General features: G+C 51.6%; 20 protein-coding genes and 1 pseudogene. 4 read left to right on the plus strand and 17 right to left on the minus strand.

The window, feature by feature from the left end; genetic code table 11:
* Positions 1–28: 28 nt before the first annotated feature.
* From RAHAQ2_RS00345 to RAHAQ2_RS00360, 4 genes and pseudogenes are all read right to left on the minus strand, one after another.
* A pseudogene (locus tag RAHAQ2_RS00345) lies at positions 29–571 on the minus strand (isochorismatase family protein); the annotation flags it as partial.
* A gap of 131 nt (positions 572–702) precedes the next feature.
* A complete protein-coding gene (locus RAHAQ2_RS00350) occupies positions 703–1299 on the minus strand; it encodes a DJ-1/PfpI family protein (RefSeq protein WP_014333345.1) in 597 nt (198 codons plus the stop codon).
* Positions 1300–1386: 87 nt separating this feature from the next.
* Complete coding sequence (gene idnD, locus RAHAQ2_RS00355) at positions 1387–2418, minus strand: L-idonate 5-dehydrogenase (RefSeq protein ID WP_014333346.1); 1032 nt, start codon at positions 2416–2418, stop codon at positions 1387–1389.
* 122 nt (positions 2419–2540) lie between these two features.
* Complete coding sequence (locus RAHAQ2_RS00360; protein WP_014333347.1) at positions 2541–3743, minus strand: benzoate/H(+) symporter BenE family transporter; 1203 nt, start codon at positions 3741–3743, stop codon at positions 2541–2543.
* 138 nt (positions 3744–3881) lie between these two features.
* On the opposite strand from RAHAQ2_RS00360, the gene RAHAQ2_RS00365 reads away from it, so the two are divergent.
* Entirely contained in the window at positions 3882–4448 is a 567-nt protein-coding gene (locus RAHAQ2_RS00365) for a helix-turn-helix domain-containing protein (protein ID WP_014333348.1), read from the plus strand.
* Positions 4449–4476: 28 nt separating this feature from the next.
* Positions 4477–4929: a GNAT family N-acetyltransferase gene (locus tag RAHAQ2_RS00370; protein WP_014333349.1), complete on the plus strand. Its 453-nt coding sequence runs from the start codon at positions 4477–4479 to the stop codon at positions 4927–4929.
* Here the strand turns inward: RAHAQ2_RS00370 and RAHAQ2_RS00375 are convergent.
* The 5 genes from RAHAQ2_RS00375 to RAHAQ2_RS00395 form a co-directional block, all read right to left on the minus strand.
* A complete protein-coding gene (locus RAHAQ2_RS00375; protein ID WP_238532049.1) occupies positions 4926–5399 on the minus strand; it encodes a GNAT family N-acetyltransferase in 474 nt (157 codons plus the stop codon). The genes RAHAQ2_RS00370 and RAHAQ2_RS00375 overlap by 4 nt on opposite strands.
* Positions 5400–5410: 11 nt before the next feature.
* Positions 5411–5950, minus strand: coding sequence for a hypothetical protein (locus RAHAQ2_RS00380; RefSeq protein WP_014333352.1), 540 nt, complete (start codon positions 5948–5950; stop codon positions 5411–5413).
* 215 nt (positions 5951–6165) lie between these two features.
* Complete coding sequence (locus tag RAHAQ2_RS00385; protein ID WP_014333353.1) at positions 6166–6645, minus strand: Hcp family type VI secretion system effector; 480 nt, start codon at positions 6643–6645, stop codon at positions 6166–6168.
* Between the two features lie 22 nt (positions 6646–6667).
* Complete coding sequence (locus RAHAQ2_RS00390) at positions 6668–6859, minus strand: hypothetical protein (protein ID WP_037040778.1); 192 nt, start codon at positions 6857–6859, stop codon at positions 6668–6670.
* 21 nt (positions 6860–6880) lie between these two features.
* Entirely contained in the window at positions 6881–7531 is a 651-nt protein-coding gene (locus RAHAQ2_RS00395) for a hypothetical protein (RefSeq protein ID WP_014333355.1), read from the minus strand.
* 295 nt (positions 7532–7826) lie between these two features.
* Between RAHAQ2_RS00395 and yfcF the strand changes: the two genes are divergently transcribed.
* On the plus strand, positions 7827–8456 hold the full coding sequence (gene yfcF, locus RAHAQ2_RS00400) for a glutathione transferase (protein ID WP_014333356.1): 630 nt from the start codon (positions 7827–7829) through the stop codon (positions 8454–8456).
* Here yfcF and RAHAQ2_RS00405 read toward each other — a convergent pair.
* The 3 genes from RAHAQ2_RS00405 to bhsA form a co-directional block, all read right to left on the minus strand.
* Complete coding sequence (locus RAHAQ2_RS00405) at positions 8448–8894, minus strand: GNAT family N-acetyltransferase (protein WP_014333357.1); 447 nt, start codon at positions 8892–8894, stop codon at positions 8448–8450. The genes yfcF and RAHAQ2_RS00405 overlap by 9 nt on opposite strands.
* A 19-nt stretch (positions 8895–8913) precedes the next feature.
* Positions 8914–9549, minus strand: a complete 636-nt coding sequence (locus RAHAQ2_RS00410; protein WP_014333358.1) for a LysE family translocator — start codon at positions 9547–9549, stop codon at positions 8914–8916.
* A 156-nt stretch (positions 9550–9705) separates the two neighbouring features.
* Entirely contained in the window at positions 9706–9963 is a 258-nt protein-coding gene (bhsA, locus tag RAHAQ2_RS00415; RefSeq protein WP_014333359.1) for a multiple stress resistance protein BhsA, read from the minus strand.
* Positions 9964–10367: 404 nt separating this feature from the next.
* On the opposite strand from bhsA, the gene RAHAQ2_RS00420 reads away from it, so the two are divergent.
* Positions 10368–10616 carry a GlsB/YeaQ/YmgE family stress response membrane protein gene (locus RAHAQ2_RS00420; RefSeq protein WP_014333360.1) on the plus strand — a complete coding sequence of 83 codons (249 nt, stop codon included), beginning with the start codon at positions 10368–10370 and terminating at the stop codon, positions 10614–10616.
* A 60-nt stretch (positions 10617–10676) separates the two neighbouring features.
* Here RAHAQ2_RS00420 and RAHAQ2_RS00425 read toward each other — a convergent pair whose 3' ends face one another.
* The 5 genes from RAHAQ2_RS00425 to urtD all read right to left on the minus strand — a co-directional run bounded on the left by RAHAQ2_RS00425 (position 10677) and on the right by urtD (position 13343).
* The gene (locus tag RAHAQ2_RS00425; protein ID WP_014333361.1) at positions 10677–11015 is read right to left on the minus strand and encodes a type II toxin-antitoxin system RelE/ParE family toxin; all 339 of its coding nucleotides are present in this window, start codon (positions 11013–11015) and stop codon (positions 10677–10679) included.
* 1 nt (position 11016) lies between these two features.
* The gene (locus RAHAQ2_RS00430; protein WP_014333362.1) at positions 11017–11277 is read right to left on the minus strand and encodes a type II toxin-antitoxin system Phd/YefM family antitoxin; all 261 of its coding nucleotides are present in this window, start codon (positions 11275–11277) and stop codon (positions 11017–11019) included.
* A gap of 89 nt (positions 11278–11366) precedes the next feature.
* The gene (locus RAHAQ2_RS00435) at positions 11367–11747 is read right to left on the minus strand and encodes a hypothetical protein (protein WP_231572399.1); all 381 of its coding nucleotides are present in this window, start codon (positions 11745–11747) and stop codon (positions 11367–11369) included.
* A gap of 88 nt (positions 11748–11835) precedes the next feature.
* A complete protein-coding gene (urtE, locus tag RAHAQ2_RS00440; protein ID WP_014333364.1) occupies positions 11836–12534 on the minus strand; it encodes an urea ABC transporter ATP-binding subunit UrtE in 699 nt (232 codons plus the stop codon).
* Between the two features lie 11 nt (positions 12535–12545).
* Positions 12546–13343: an urea ABC transporter ATP-binding protein UrtD gene (urtD, locus tag RAHAQ2_RS00445; RefSeq protein WP_037040789.1), complete on the minus strand. Its 798-nt coding sequence runs from the start codon at positions 13341–13343 to the stop codon at positions 12546–12548.
* Positions 13344–13349: the final 6 nt, after the last annotated feature.

Raw genomic sequence — 13349 nt, forward strand, 5'->3', positions numbered from 1 at the left:
GGGGAAAACGCTATCTTCACACAGCGCGGTCGAGTTCCGCCAGCGCACCGGTCACGTCGGTGAGGGTGGCAAAGCGATCGGCGAGAACCAGTTCGGTACGCAATTTAATGTCCTGCGCGCTCAGCGTAACTCCGCTGGCGTGGGTCATCGGGAACGTCAGTGTCGCTTCGGTGACAAAAGTCACCGAATAACCCAGATCGGACGCCACGCGCGCCGTCGTTTCGCAGCACTGCTCGGTGCGCATACCGGCGATGATCAGATGCGTGATGCCGTTTTCGCGCAGCCAGCCGTCGAGGCCGGATTCGGTCAGGGCATTATGGACGTGTTTATGCACGACATGTTGCGGCTGGTGTGTGAGAAAAGTCATCGGCGTGACCAGACCGGAAGCCAGCGAAAAGTCGCCATCAGGATTGACGTGAAATACATCGATAACCGGCACGTTGCGGGTCTGACAGCCATCGATCAGCCGGATTAATGCTTCGCTAAATGCCGGTAAATCATCCTGCTGCCAGAAGTCTTTATGTTCGAAGGAACGTTGAACGTCGATATTTAACAGGGCACTTTGGGTCATTTCCGGACTCCATCTGGTGAATGTGAAGCCAGTGTGCACCTGAATTGAAATGAGAAGAATGCCAAAAACGGACATGATGCTGACCAGGGCGGACGACCTGCGCCATCCGCCGTCTGTTCAGAATTTTTTGATCAAAACTTCTGATCGGCGCGCCAGTGGTGATAGTCAATATGGTCGGCCTGGAAATTGGTGGTTTCAGCGTCGCCGGTCAGGCGGTACGCAAGCTGAAACGCAAAATCAAACGCCAGCCCTAATCCTTTGCCGCTGAGTAAGTTGCCGTCTTCCACAAAAGACTGATTGACGTAAACGCCGTCTTTTACGTCTTTGTATAAATCGCCGGAACAGACATAGCGGCGGCCTTTCAGCAGCCCGTTTCCGCCCAGTACGCGCGCGGCAGCGGAGCACAGCGGACAAATCAGTTTCCCGGCCTCGTCGTGACGGCGGACAAATTCCACCACCTCTTTACTGGCCGCCAGCGCCACCGAGCCTTCCGGCCCGCCGGGCATCACCACAGCATCGAATAAACGGTCGCCCTGCGCGGACAGCAGTTCGTTGGCCTGCATCTGAATGCCGTGATAAGTGCGCAGCGTCAGGCTTTTCTGGCAGGCTAATGTGGTGACCTGAATCTCCAGCCGCTCGAGAATATCGAGCACAATTACCGCTTCGCCTTCTTCAAATCCGTCGGCCAGCAGCAGCGCGACCTGCTTTTTCGCGTTGTCCTTTACCATAATGTTCATGTCCTCTGAGGATAAAAATCAGAGGACATGATAAAATGAAACGCTGTTTTGATATTGTGACTGGTATTGCAGACCCGGTTAGAAAACCAGTTGCACTTTCGACGCTTTGGATTTATCCAGGGCGTATTCCAGCGCTTCCACCAGACTTTCCTGCGGGAATTCCGCCGACAACAACGGCATCGGATCGACGGTTTTATTGGCCAGCCATTCGACTGCCGTGTTGAATTCTTCGGTGAAGCGGAAGCTGCCAACCCAGTTAATTTCTTTGGCAATCAGCATCATCAGCGGGAATTCATTCACTACTGGTCCCATGCCGACCTGAACCAGCGTGCCGCGCGCACGGGTGACTTCCAGACAACGGTGGATAGAAGAAGGATGGCCGGAGGCATCGAAGGAGACATTGAAAAAGCCTTTCTCCGCCTGATATTCGCTGAAATCACCCTGTGCGGCGTCCAGCGCTTTACTTGCCCCTACCGCCAGTGCCAGCGTACGGCAACGTTCACTCGGATCCGTCACCACGATTTGCGCCGCGCCTTTGGCTTTTGCCGCCAGCACAATCAGGCAACCAATCGGACCGACGCCGGAAACAAACACGGTTTTTCCATGAATATCTCCCGCCTGATTGACGGCATGAATGGCGACGGCCAGCGGCTCGGCGAACACCATCAGGCGGTCACTGACCTGATTGTCGTAAGCAATGCACTGGTCGCTGTCGACGATTTTATACTGGGTGAACGCGCCGTTGATGTGCGGGAAATACATGGCGCTGCCGAAGAATTTCATGGTGGTGCACTGGTTTTCGTCGCCGGACAGACAGTACTTGCAGGCTTTGCATGGCTTACTCGGGTTCAGCGCCACTTTCTGGCCGGGCTGCAAACGCGGGTTATCCGATTTCTCCACCACACCGACCACTTCATGGCCAAGCACCATCGCCTCGCGTACTCGGAAATCACCGACAGCGCCGTGTTCGTAATAATGCAGATCCGAACCGCAGATGCCGCCGCGGGTGATTTTCACCAGCGTGCCCTGGCCGGTGTAATCGAGGGTCTGGTGGATCACCGAGACGTCTTTTTTCCCGGTCACGACGCAGGATTGTGTGGCAATAGTCATGGAATTCTCGCTCTTTAAAGGGCCTGATTACGCCCAGTAAAGAGGGTTTACCGGTCAGAAAATGTGATCGTCGTCACTTTGTGCCGTGTTACGAAAACCTGTTACCCATAACTTGAACGGACTCAACTTTTCCCGGCAGATTTATCACGATTTCGCGCCGGAATGCTGAGGATCAGATGGGTTGCCACTCCGCCCGCCAGCCCCCAGAATGCCGAACCGACACCCAGCAGCGTGACGCCTGAAGCGGTGATCAGAAACGTAATGATTGCCGCGTCGCGCTGACGCTCGTTTTCCAGCGCGCGGTACAGGCTGCCTGCAATGGTGCCGAGCAACGCCAGCCCGGCGATGGTGTGGATCAGCGCCTGTGGCAGGGCGGTAAAGACCATGCCGATGGAGCCGCCAAATACGCCCGCGATCAGATAGAAAATGCCTGCCGCGACAGCTGCCATATAGCGTTTTTTAGGATCGGGATGAATATCCTCACCCATACAAATCGCGGCGGTAATGGCGGCGATACAGATGGTAAAACCGCCGAACGGTGCCAGAATTAACGCAGTGAGCGCCGTCCAGGAAATCAGTGGCGACACGGGCAGATGATAGCCGTGCGCTTTCAGTGTGGCGATGCCTGGGGCATTCTGTGAGGCCATGGTCACCACAAAAAACGGAATGCCGATGCCGATAATTGAGGAAAGCGTGAAATGCGGCATCACAAACGCCGGTGCGGCGAAGGTCAGCGTCTGGCCGTGCAGCGCAATATCACCCTGTAATCCGGCGACGGTCAGCCCGGCAACCAACGCCAGTACCACCGCATAGCGCGGCAGGGCGCGTTTTGCCAGCAGATACACCAGACACATGGTCCCTGCCAGGGCAAAATTGCTTTGCAGTGAGGTAAAGGCGTTCAGCCCGAAGCGCAACAGAATACCGCCGAGCATCGCCGCTGACAGCGCCTGAGGAATGTAATGCATCAGTCTGGCGAATAAGCCGGTCACGCCGCACAACAGGATCAGCCCGGTAGCAAACACAAATACGCCAATGGCTTCGTTAAGCGAAGTGCCGGGCAGGCTGGTCACCAGCAGCGCCGCGCCGGGCGTTGACCAGGCCGTCACCACCGGCGTGCGGTAATACAACGATAGCCCGATGCTGGTAACACCCATGCCCAGCCCGAGCATACTCAGCCAGCCGCCAATCTGCGCTACGCTGGCGCCCGCCGCTTCCGCCGCCTGAAAGATAATCGCGGCGGAGCTGGTATACCCGACTAAAACCGCGACAAATCCGGCGATTACCGCCGAAAACGTTAAATTCTGCAAACTGAGACGCGAGGCCATGGGCGAAATTCCTTCTGGTTAGCGGACGCTGGCGGTATGCTATTGTGCGTTATAGCGCACATCTGCTGCGCTCAAGATATCACTGTGCGTTATAACGCACAATCGCGATCGGTAAAAACGATGGCCAGAGGAGTCAGGATGCAGGAACTCACCGACCATATTGGCAGCCAGCTGAAAGCCGTGCGCAGCGAACGCGGCTGGAGTCTCAGCCAGACGGCAGAACATACCGGCGTCAGCAAGGCGATGCTCGGGCAAATTGAGCGCGGCGAATCCAGCCCGACCGTCGCGACGCTGTGGAAAATCGCCAGCGGCCTGAATGTTTCGTTCTCGGAATTTCTCGAAACGCCCCCCGCGCAGTCAGCGGCGTTGCATCGCCACGGCTTACTGACTACGTTCAACAGTGACACTTCGGGAATGCGCGTGGTGCCGCTGTTTCCGTTCGATACCACGCTGCGTATGGACATGTTTGTTATCGATCTCGAGCCGGGCGGATGCAGCGAATCCACACCACACGAAGCCGGAGTCATTGAGCATGTGATTGTTATCGAAGGTGAACTGATGCTGACGGTTGATGGCGTGACGCGCGTATTGCAGGCCGGTGAAGGCTTGCGTTTTGCTGCCGACTGCCCGCACGCTTACCGCAATGAAAGCGGCCATTCCGTGCGTTTCCACGACCTGATACATTATCCGCAGTCACGCCCGTAACCTTTTCATTTCCTGAGGAGAATGCCCGATGAGCCAGCCGCACGATGTGATAATCCGTCCGTTAGCCCCCGCAGATCGTGAAGGCTGGGAAGTATTATGGCGCGATTACCTGGATTTTTATCAGTCGACGCTCGATCCTGCGCAGTTTGATTACACCTTCCGGCGGTTATCGCAGCCTGATTACGCCAGTATGTTTGGCTATGTGGCGGTGCATGAGGGAAAACTGGTCGGGCTGGTGAACTGTATCAATCACGATCATGGCTGGCATATGCAGCAGGTGGTGTATTTGCAGGATTTATATGTCGATGACGGCGCGCGTAAACTGGGGATCGGGCAAAAACTGATTGAAGCGGTTTACGCCTACGCCGATGAAAACAATAAAGCTAACGTCTACTGGACGACCCAAACCTCGAATCATACTGCCCGCAAACTGTACGATCGTGTGGGCCGGCTGACTGATTTTATTAAATATGCCCGCTAGAGCGGTTTGCGCATGTTCATTTTGGTGGTGACGTAACCGAGGCTGGCGTACAGCGCCTGTGCACCGGGATTGCTGGCAAACACATTCAGTTCAATCGCCACGCTACCGAGGGCGCGCAGGCGTTCTTCCATCAGACGGAATGCCGCCGCGGCATGTCCCTGACGGCGAAATTGCGGGTACACTGTCAGTTCATACACAAACGCGCTGCGCACGCCGTAGCGTTCAATGTTGGCGAACCACAGATAGCCTGCGGTTTCGCTGTGTTCTTGCGCACGGATCTCATAAAGATAATGGTCAGGCGTATCAATGCCTTGCGGCAGTGCGCTTTGCGTGGAACTGCGTGCGCGTTCCAGCGCGGTATCCGCTTGCCACAGACCCGCGGTCACGTTCTCTTCGGCATAGTCTCTCGCCAGCTGTTCGGCGAATTCTGCATAAAATGCGGTACTCATGGGCACTAAAACGGTCATCATTTCCCTCTGAATTATTGACGGGTTTCCACTTTTTTATACGGCGTAACATAGCATTCGCTGATGGTGGTGGAATGACTTTCCATCTGCGTGATGATGTAGCCTTTATCGGTCAGCGCCACCGAACTGTAAGGGGTTTCATTATTTTTATCTGAAATTACCTCTTCAAAAGACTGAATGATTTTGGCTTTTTCACTGGCGCGCGTCGGATCATCCATCCCGTCGACCCGGATCATCGCCTGCTTAAACTGATTACTGAATCCCGTTTTCCCCGCCTTGCTTTCAATCACGGCCTTGATGTTCACCGTAACGTCATTACCGAGCAGAAATAAGCTATTGCTCTGATAAACTAGCACATTCTTGCGCTTCGAGACCACAAAACCGTTCTCGATAACTTTCATTTTGCTGTTGTTGGCGTAAGTCACGTCATCGAGACAAATGGTTTTATCCCCGACCTTGAACTGGCTGAACCGTGCTTTGATTTCTTTCGGCGTGGATGCCGCCTGCGAGCAGAGCGGCGCAAGCAGCAGAAGAGGTAAGAGCCATGACTTCATAGGAGTTTCCTGAACAGGTGCTGAATCAGCCGACATAACAGCAGTATAGGGAGGCCGGCGCAGGATGCGAACGTTTATCTTTGGCGCACCTCATACTATTCATTGCTACAATGAATAGTATGAGGTGGGTTGGAGGCGTAAAAATGCCGACTTTATATGTCGCTTTTGGATTTCCGAAGCAGAGATGGAGGCTGTAGTGGGTTGTCGCCGATCTATTAGGCGGTTATGCGTTCATTCCAGGTATCTTTATAAATGATATTCCCGTTTACATACTTCCATGTAATGCTTTCATAGCGTAGTTGGATAGTTTCAAAATGTGTTCCAGTCTGGTTGCCTGGGTATAAATTTGGTGCAATGGATGTAACTTTTACATTTTCCAAAATGATATTGAAGTATTCGGCTTCTATTCCCGCCTCAAGAATATGATACATTTTGATTGTAGCAGACTTCAGCGTTTGTCCTTCGCTCAGTGCGCGATACAAAAGCGGCGTTGTCCTATCGAATTCTTTTTGCAAGGTGATCGGAGAATGTATTCGTGTCCCTGTTAGTTTACCCGTGTTTCTGTCGGCTGGGATATGCATATTATGAGTCACTGATTTTAACTCTATCGCCCCTTCTCTGCCTGAAACCAACGAACCACCAACAATGGGCGAACCCTCTACTCCGGTTAGAAATAAATATGCTGGATTTGACATGAAATATCCTTATTTTTAATGTTTAGTTATCTTGCGGGTAATATTTATCGATTAGTTTACCAATAATCCATATGACAAATACCATAGCTGAAATGGCGAGCAATCTCTCCAGCCAGGTATCAAAATAAAATACGAAGAATAACGAAAACCAGACTGATGCACCGCCAAGGATAGCGCCTATTTGACCTACTGCAGCGTTTGCAGCTTTCTTCATAAAGCTGGGTTTCTTATCCACTTATCCACGGGCTCCAACTTTTGAATCTACAATTTTTAAGATCTTATCAAACGCGGGAGAGCCTTGTTGGTGTCGAACAGACAGGGCGTCAACAAAAGGTGACAGGGCAGGCTCGAACAGGAAATAAAGCAGATCATAATCTTTTAACCGCAAAGTAGCGTAGAGTTCAGGCACTTCCACGCTCAGCTTTTCTGATGCCCGAATGCAGCGTTCTTTCATTCCTCCGACTAATAATATGTTTCCAATGACCCCGCCTCTTACTTTCACAAAAAAGCTTGTTCCTTGAGCTATCGCGATAGCAACTTTCCCGGCAATAACTGTATTAGTTACAGTTCTGCCGACAACTGAGAAAAAAGATCGGCTGTATGTTTTGTTTTGTTCGCTTTCTGAAACATATTTATCGAAATCGTTAAGTATAGTCTGTATCGCGTCCGTAATCCGATCATGTTCCAGTATTCCACGTTTAATCGCTTCTATTATTCTTATTGTTTCTGTTTCATGTGCGTGGTATGAATCTGTATCGAAAAAACCATACGCAAGATATCCCAGATCAACGGGCACGGAAAGTATTCCATGTACCAAACCAATAGCTGAATCAGGTGAAATAATTATGTCGGCAATGCGCTGTGCTATCTCTTCTGAATTATCCATAAGGCGCCCTTTGAAGTCCGTTTATTTGGCGGTTTTTTAGAGGATATATTGACTTAAGCCAAATGGCAATGGCTAAAAAACGTGCGAAAGTTTGGTGTGGAAAATATCTTGTTTAATCAGTTTCTGGAAATTAGCTGAATGTATAAGATGATGTACGCATTCTTTAGAATGAGAAAATTTGCCCGTATCCCATCAACTCCGCACGGGTTTATCATCTGAATGAGTTTTTAACGACACCTCCCTCTTTCTGCGCTATGTTTTTCTTCCTTTGTTTTCTTTCTTTCAGGAGTTTGCTATGAGCCAGCCTTCGCTGATTTTGTATTCCGACGCCAATTTTTTCAGTCCTTACGTGATGTCGGCTTTTGTCGCGTTAACCGAAAAAGGCATTCCCTTTGAACTGGAAAAGGTAGATCTGGCTAACGCGGAAAACCTGAAGGAAAATTATTCGGCGATTTCCGTCACCCGCCGCGTACCGACATTAACCAACGGCGATTTTGTCTTATCCGAATCTTCTGCGATTGATGAATATGTCGAAGAGTTATTTCCGGCGCCTACGTTCCCGGCGATTTACCCGGCTGACCCTGAAAACCGTGCCAAGGCCCGTGAAGTACAGGCATGGTTGCGCAGTGATCTGATGCCCATTCGCGAAGAGCGCTCAACTGAAGTGGTGTTTGCAGGTGCGAAACGTCCGGCGCTCAGTGCAAACGGACAGCAGGCGGCTGAAAAACTGTATGCCGCCGCAGCGTTTTTGCTGGGCGACAAAGAACATTTATTTGGCGAATGGTGTATTGCGGACGTGGATCTGGCGCTGATGATTAACCGTCTGCATCTGAACGGTGATCCGGTACCGGAAAAACTGGCCGCGTATGCAGATGCGCAATGGCAGCGGCCATCGGTTAAGGAATGGCTGGCGCTTTCAGCTTAACGTTTTCGTCAGAAAAAAACGGGTATGCGTTGAGGGCGCATCGTCCGGTGCACGGGAGTCAGGGATATAATCCTCCAGCGCCATTTGCATGCTATAGCCCATACGTTCATAGAAAGGCCGCGCCTGAAAACTGAACGTATCAACCAGCGAGTAACGGCAACCCCGTGCTTTGGCTTCTTCTTCCGCTTCTGTAATCAGCTGCGTGCCGACATCTTTGCCACGCAGCGATTCATCGACCCACAGCATTTTTATGTACATCCAGTGGCCGACGGTTTCCGCCACGATACCCGCCAGTTTCTTGCCACTTTCATCTTCCACAAAAATACCTAACTCGCGGAATGTCGGTTTCGGGATAAAGTTTCTGTTGAAATCCCGCAGTGCCGTTTTGATCTCCTCGAGATCGCTTTCGGTCGGGGCATGGCTGAGACGAGTCTTCATGACATTTTTCCTTTTATCGTTAACGTTTTGTCGTAGCGAGGCGAACTGCAAAAGCGATAAACACGGTGCCGGTAAGGCGATCCAGCGTTCTGACCACTGCCGGACGGCGCAACCAGCGCGACAGCGGGCGGGTGGCCGAAATCATGGTGACCGACCATAACGTCCCGATCACCGCATGCATGGCGGCGAGGCCGAAAATATATGGCCCGACCGGATAGCCGGTGGCAACGAACTGCGGCAGGAAAGAGACATAAAATACGCCGACTTTCGGGTTAAGCACATTACCAAAAAGGCCTTTGACGAACGGCGAGTTTCCGATACGCAAGGCTTTGTGACGGCTTTCCGGCGCATCCATGTTCATTTTGCTGCGCGGTTTGAACAACATCTGCAGACCGAGCCAGGCCAGATACGCGGCACCAATCCATTTGAGGACATTGAATGCGATTTCAGAGGCCGCCAGCACGGCACCGAGGCCAAGTGCCACCATCGCGCCCCAGACCAGACAGCCGGAGCTGATGCCAAAAGCGGTGGACAGCGCCTTTTTACTGCCCTGACTGGCAGCAGTGCGCAAAACCAGTGCGGTATCGAGACCGGGTGTAAGCGTTAAAATGCCGGCGGCAAGCGCGTAAGAAAGCAGGGATTCGGTGACGGTCATGGCTTTTCCTGATGAGCGAAAAAACCAGAATAGTGAAGCGGACAGCTCAGATGCAATCGCGAATTTAAACGAAATTCGGCATAAAAATGCTGGAAAATAAAAAAGCCTGTGGAAGTCGGGCTTCCACAGGCTTTTCAGAGGGTTTCAGGCAGGCGATTATTTGTAGATTTCAGCGTCAGCGTGCAGTTTGTTGTTACCGGTCACGGAGATGATGCGGTAAGAAGAGGCACCGGCTTCTTGCGCTTGTTGAGAAAGTTTCGCTTCCAGGCCACTGATAGAAGTGGAGTTGGCGGCGGAAATCACTCCAATTTTCTGCATGTCACTTGTTGGCTGATTAATCTGCTGAGCCGCGAAGCTACCGAAAGAAATCAGGGAAAGGGTGGCAGCTACAGCAAAAATTTTGACGTTTTTCATGATGATTTATCCATTCAGGTTATGAGAGTGAAAGGTAGTTGCCTTTCGATGAATGTATAATAGGCGTGATCTTCAGGGATGAAAAACGGATTGATTTGAGCAACTCGTTCAAAAAATTTGTCCTATTTTTTACGCAATTTTACGTGCGAATGCGGGCAGCTGACGAAACCGCATTCGTGCTGACATAGTCTGAAACTGCCTTAGATTTCTCTGCATTTTTTCCCTTCCTGCTGATTTTGGGCGGTTTTGTAGAAAGGGTGCTAGACTTTATCTGTAGTTCAAGAAGAGGGCGTTCGTGTAAAACATGCGTTCTGCTCGCAGAGCCTGAAATGTTCTGCTCTTGTTTGGCTAACTTGGCTGAACAATATTGACGGTAACGGAAATTTATTTGGAGGAGTCGAAAAATGGGAATTTTATCCTGGATTATCTTTGGTCTGATCGCAGGTATTCTGGCTAAGTGGATCATGCCGGGCAAAGATGGTGGCGGATTCATTCTGACCATCGTTCTGGGTGTTGTCGGTGCCGTTGTGGGTGGCTACATCAGTACTTTCTTCGGCTTTGGTCGCGTGGACGGATTCAACTTCGGCAGCTTCGTTGTCGCGGTGATCGGTGCGATCGTCGTACTGTTTATTTATCGCAAAATCAGAAACTAAAGGTTTGTCATAACGCCTGAAGTGATGAAAGCCGCGCCTGTCGCGGCTTTTTTGTGTCTGTTAATCCTGAAGCATAACCTGATAACTGGCTTCAGGCTCATGCAATCTCATGGAAAGAGTATCAGCAGGAGATCGGCTCTTATGCATGATTGCAATAAATATGAGCCCGGCAGGAGTGGTTAAAAAGTACGCCACATGGTGCTGATGGGGAAACCGGAAGAGATCTTTATGGAACGATACTGGCCTTCCCATATCCGGGTGAGTCGCCAGCAGAGAAAAAAGGTCTGACAATTCAGAAAGGTACTTATCGGATTGAGCTTTTCCCCAGTGTGCTTGGGAATAACGCTGAATATCAAATAAATCATCCTGTGCCTCCCTGGCAATTTTATAGCGACTCATTTTAGTCCCGTTTTCCACTCATCAACTGAGCGAAAAAGGTTTCGCCATCCATGACGTCTCCGTGGGCAATATCCGCTTCGGCACGTGCCACTTTTTCTTTAAGAAGCCGCATCTTAATTTCTTCAAGCATCTGATAGTCTTCGATAGAGAGCATCACGGCGACGGGTTTGCCGTTCCGATTGATTTGCACAGGTTCCCGCTGGACTCTCAAAAGAACATCACCAAATTGAGTTTTGACTTCATTAGCGCTTAGTGACTTCATGTTGACTTCCTTCGAATGATTCGTTCGATTCATTCGAAATATTGTACGCCTGGTAACCCTAAACTGCCTAAGGTTTCATCAGTGAAGTTTCACTCCACCGGCGACGTCGGCAGCCGCACGATGTCCTGATTTTCATTGCCCATCCAGTAGACGCCTTCTTTCGCCCAGAACGGGCCTTCGATAAAATCGAGCAGGTCAGAATACTCCTCGTAAAACTGCTTACCGTCACGGTTATACACACGCATATAGCCGGAGTAATGTCCGCCGTCGCCCGGCATGGTCATGCGCGGGATAAATTCAAACGTTTTGTACTCGCGCACCACATACTGTTTATTCGGGCTCCACTCCTCCGAAACCAGCTTCCCCTGTTTCCACCACTGATGGCACCCGGCGATAACCGCCACCAGCACCGCCAGCATGATCCAGCGTTTACGCTGACGCACCAGGGCTTCCTGACTTTTGATTTTCATAATTTGTGTTCTTTTCAGCGTGAGTTGAGAAAAGGGCTGTCAATGTGGCTGAAAAGTAGCGGCTTGTCTTGCAAAAAGCCAGTATCGGCTAAATCGCCACCAGCCCCCGCACGCCTTCGGCTTCCATTTCGTCGCCACGGCCGCGTTTAACAATACTGCCGCGTGACATCACCAGATAGCTGTCGGCGAGTTCGGCGGCGAAATCGTAGAATTGTTCGACCAGCAGAATTGCCATGTCGCCCCGGGCGGCGAGCTGTTTAATCACCGCGCCGATTTCTTTGATCACCGACGGCTGAATGCCTTCGGTCGGTTCGTCGAGGATCAGCAGGCTGGGTTTACAGGCCAGCGCGCGGCCAATGGCCAGTTGTTGTTGCTGGCCGCCTGACAAATCACCGCCACGGCGATGTTTCATTTCCAGCAGGATCGGGAACAGGTGATAGATTTCATCCGGCACCTGTTTTGCATGGCTCCCGGAAAAACGCGAAAGACCCATCAGCAGATTTTCTTCCACCGTCAGGCGCGGAAAAATTTCGCGACCCTGCGGGACATAGGCGATGCCCGCCTGAACGCGCTGATGCGGTTTGCGGGAATTGATCACCTGATCCTGCCAGCGGATGGTGCCGGATTTGGCCGGGATCAGCCCCATCAGGCATTTGAGCAGCGTGGTTTTTCCCACGCCATTACGCCCGAGCAGACAGGTGACTTCGCCGATTTTTGCCTCAAAAGACAGGCCGCGCAAAATGTGGCTGCCGCCGTAAAACTGATTCAGTTCATTTACCTGCAACATAATGCAATTCCTCAGCGCCCTAAATACACGTCGATAACCTGCTCGTTGGCCTGCACGTCACGCAGTGAACCTTCGGCCAGAACCTGCCCCTGATGCAGTACGGTGACATGGTCAGCGATGGTTTCCACAAAGCCCATATCGTGCTCGACCACCATCAGCGAATGCCTGCCAGCCAGTTGTTTAAACAGCTCGGCGGTGTATTCGGTTTCGGCATCGGTCATGCCCGCTGCCGGTTCGTCGAGCAGTAATAAATGCGGCTCCTGCACCAGCAGCATGCCGATTTCCAGAAACTGTTTCTGACCGTGCGAAAGCAGGCCCGCAGGGCGATGCCGTTCGGCGGCAAGGCGCAGCGTGCCGAGCATTTCATCAATGCGGTCACGCTGCTCGCTGTTCATTTTGGCGCGCAGACAGGCCCACACCGACTTATTGGTTTTCTGCGCGATTTCCAGATTTTCAAACACGGTCAGGGCTTCAAATACGGTCGGTTTCTGAAATTTCCGCCCGATGCCGGACTGCGCAATCTGTACCGGATCCAGCTTCGTCAGATCGGTACGCTGATCGTAAAAAACACGGCCGCTTTGCGGTTTGGTTTTGCCGGTGATGACATCCATTAGTGTGGTTTTTCCCGCGCCGTTCGGGCCGATCACACAGCGTAATTCGCCAACGCTGATATTCAGCGATAAATTGGTCAGCGCCTTAAACCCGTCAAAGCTGACGTTGATATTTTCCAGCTGCAAAATCGGATCGGTTTGTTCACGGTGCCTGTCCGCCAGTTGCGGCTGGGTAAACAGGTCTTCGGTCATGGTCATCGGACT

Origin of the sequence: Rahnella aquatilis CIP 78.65 = ATCC 33071 (assembly GCF_000241955.1) — a bacterium.
GTDB classification, from domain to species: domain Bacteria; phylum Pseudomonadota; class Gammaproteobacteria; order Enterobacterales; family Enterobacteriaceae; genus Rahnella; species Rahnella aquatilis.

Coding starts and splice junctions, on each gene's coding strand:
- RAHAQ2_RS00380 (WP_014333352.1), bottom strand. CDS start 5,950: ATGAAGTCATGGCTCTTACCTCTTCTGCTGCTTGCGCCGCTCTGCTCG.
- RAHAQ2_RS00430 (WP_014333362.1), bottom strand. CDS start 11,277: ATGAAGTCACTAAGCGCTAATGAAGTCAAAACTCAATTTGGTGATGTT.
- urtE (WP_014333364.1), bottom strand. CDS start 12,534: ATGTTGCAGGTAAATGAACTGAATCAGTTTTACGGCGGCAGCCACATT.
- RAHAQ2_RS00425 (WP_014333361.1), bottom strand. CDS start 11,015: ATGAGTCGCTATAAAATTGCCAGGGAGGCACAGGATGATTTATTTGAT.
- RAHAQ2_RS00365 (WP_014333348.1), top strand. CDS start 3,882: ATGCAGGAACTCACCGACCATATTGGCAGCCAGCTGAAAGCCGTGCGC.
- RAHAQ2_RS00350 (WP_014333345.1), bottom strand. CDS start 1,299: ATGGTAAAGGACAACGCGAAAAAGCAGGTCGCGCTGCTGCTGGCCGAC.
- urtD (WP_037040789.1), bottom strand. CDS start 13,343: ATGACCATGACCGAAGACCTGTTTACCCAGCCGCAACTGGCGGACAGG.
- RAHAQ2_RS00360 (WP_014333347.1), bottom strand. CDS start 3,743: ATGGCCTCGCGTCTCAGTTTGCAGAATTTAACGTTTTCGGCGGTAATC.
- idnD (WP_014333346.1), bottom strand. CDS start 2,418: ATGACTATTGCCACACAATCCTGCGTCGTGACCGGGAAAAAAGACGTC.
- yfcF (WP_014333356.1), top strand. CDS start 7,827: ATGAGCCAGCCTTCGCTGATTTTGTATTCCGACGCCAATTTTTTCAGT.
- RAHAQ2_RS00385 (WP_014333353.1), bottom strand. CDS start 6,645: ATGTCAAATCCAGCATATTTATTTCTAACCGGAGTAGAGGGTTCGCCC.
- RAHAQ2_RS00435 (WP_231572399.1), bottom strand. CDS start 11,747: ATGAAAATCAAAAGTCAGGAAGCCCTGGTGCGTCAGCGTAAACGCTGG.
- RAHAQ2_RS00395 (WP_014333355.1), bottom strand. CDS start 7,531: ATGGATAATTCAGAAGAGATAGCACAGCGCATTGCCGACATAATTATT.
- RAHAQ2_RS00410 (WP_014333358.1), bottom strand. CDS start 9,549: ATGACCGTCACCGAATCCCTGCTTTCTTACGCGCTTGCCGCCGGCATT.
- RAHAQ2_RS00405 (WP_014333357.1), bottom strand. CDS start 8,894: ATGAAGACTCGTCTCAGCCATGCCCCGACCGAAAGCGATCTCGAGGAG.
- RAHAQ2_RS00370 (WP_014333349.1), top strand. CDS start 4,477: ATGAGCCAGCCGCACGATGTGATAATCCGTCCGTTAGCCCCCGCAGAT.
- bhsA (WP_014333359.1), bottom strand. CDS start 9,963: ATGAAAAACGTCAAAATTTTTGCTGTAGCTGCCACCCTTTCCCTGATT.
- RAHAQ2_RS00375 (WP_238532049.1), bottom strand. CDS start 5,399: ATGATGACCGTTTTAGTGCCCATGAGTACCGCATTTTATGCAGAATTC.
- RAHAQ2_RS00420 (WP_014333360.1), top strand. CDS start 10,368: ATGGGAATTTTATCCTGGATTATCTTTGGTCTGATCGCAGGTATTCTG.
- RAHAQ2_RS00390 (WP_037040778.1), bottom strand. CDS start 6,859: ATGAAGAAAGCTGCAAACGCTGCAGTAGGTCAAATAGGCGCTATCCTT.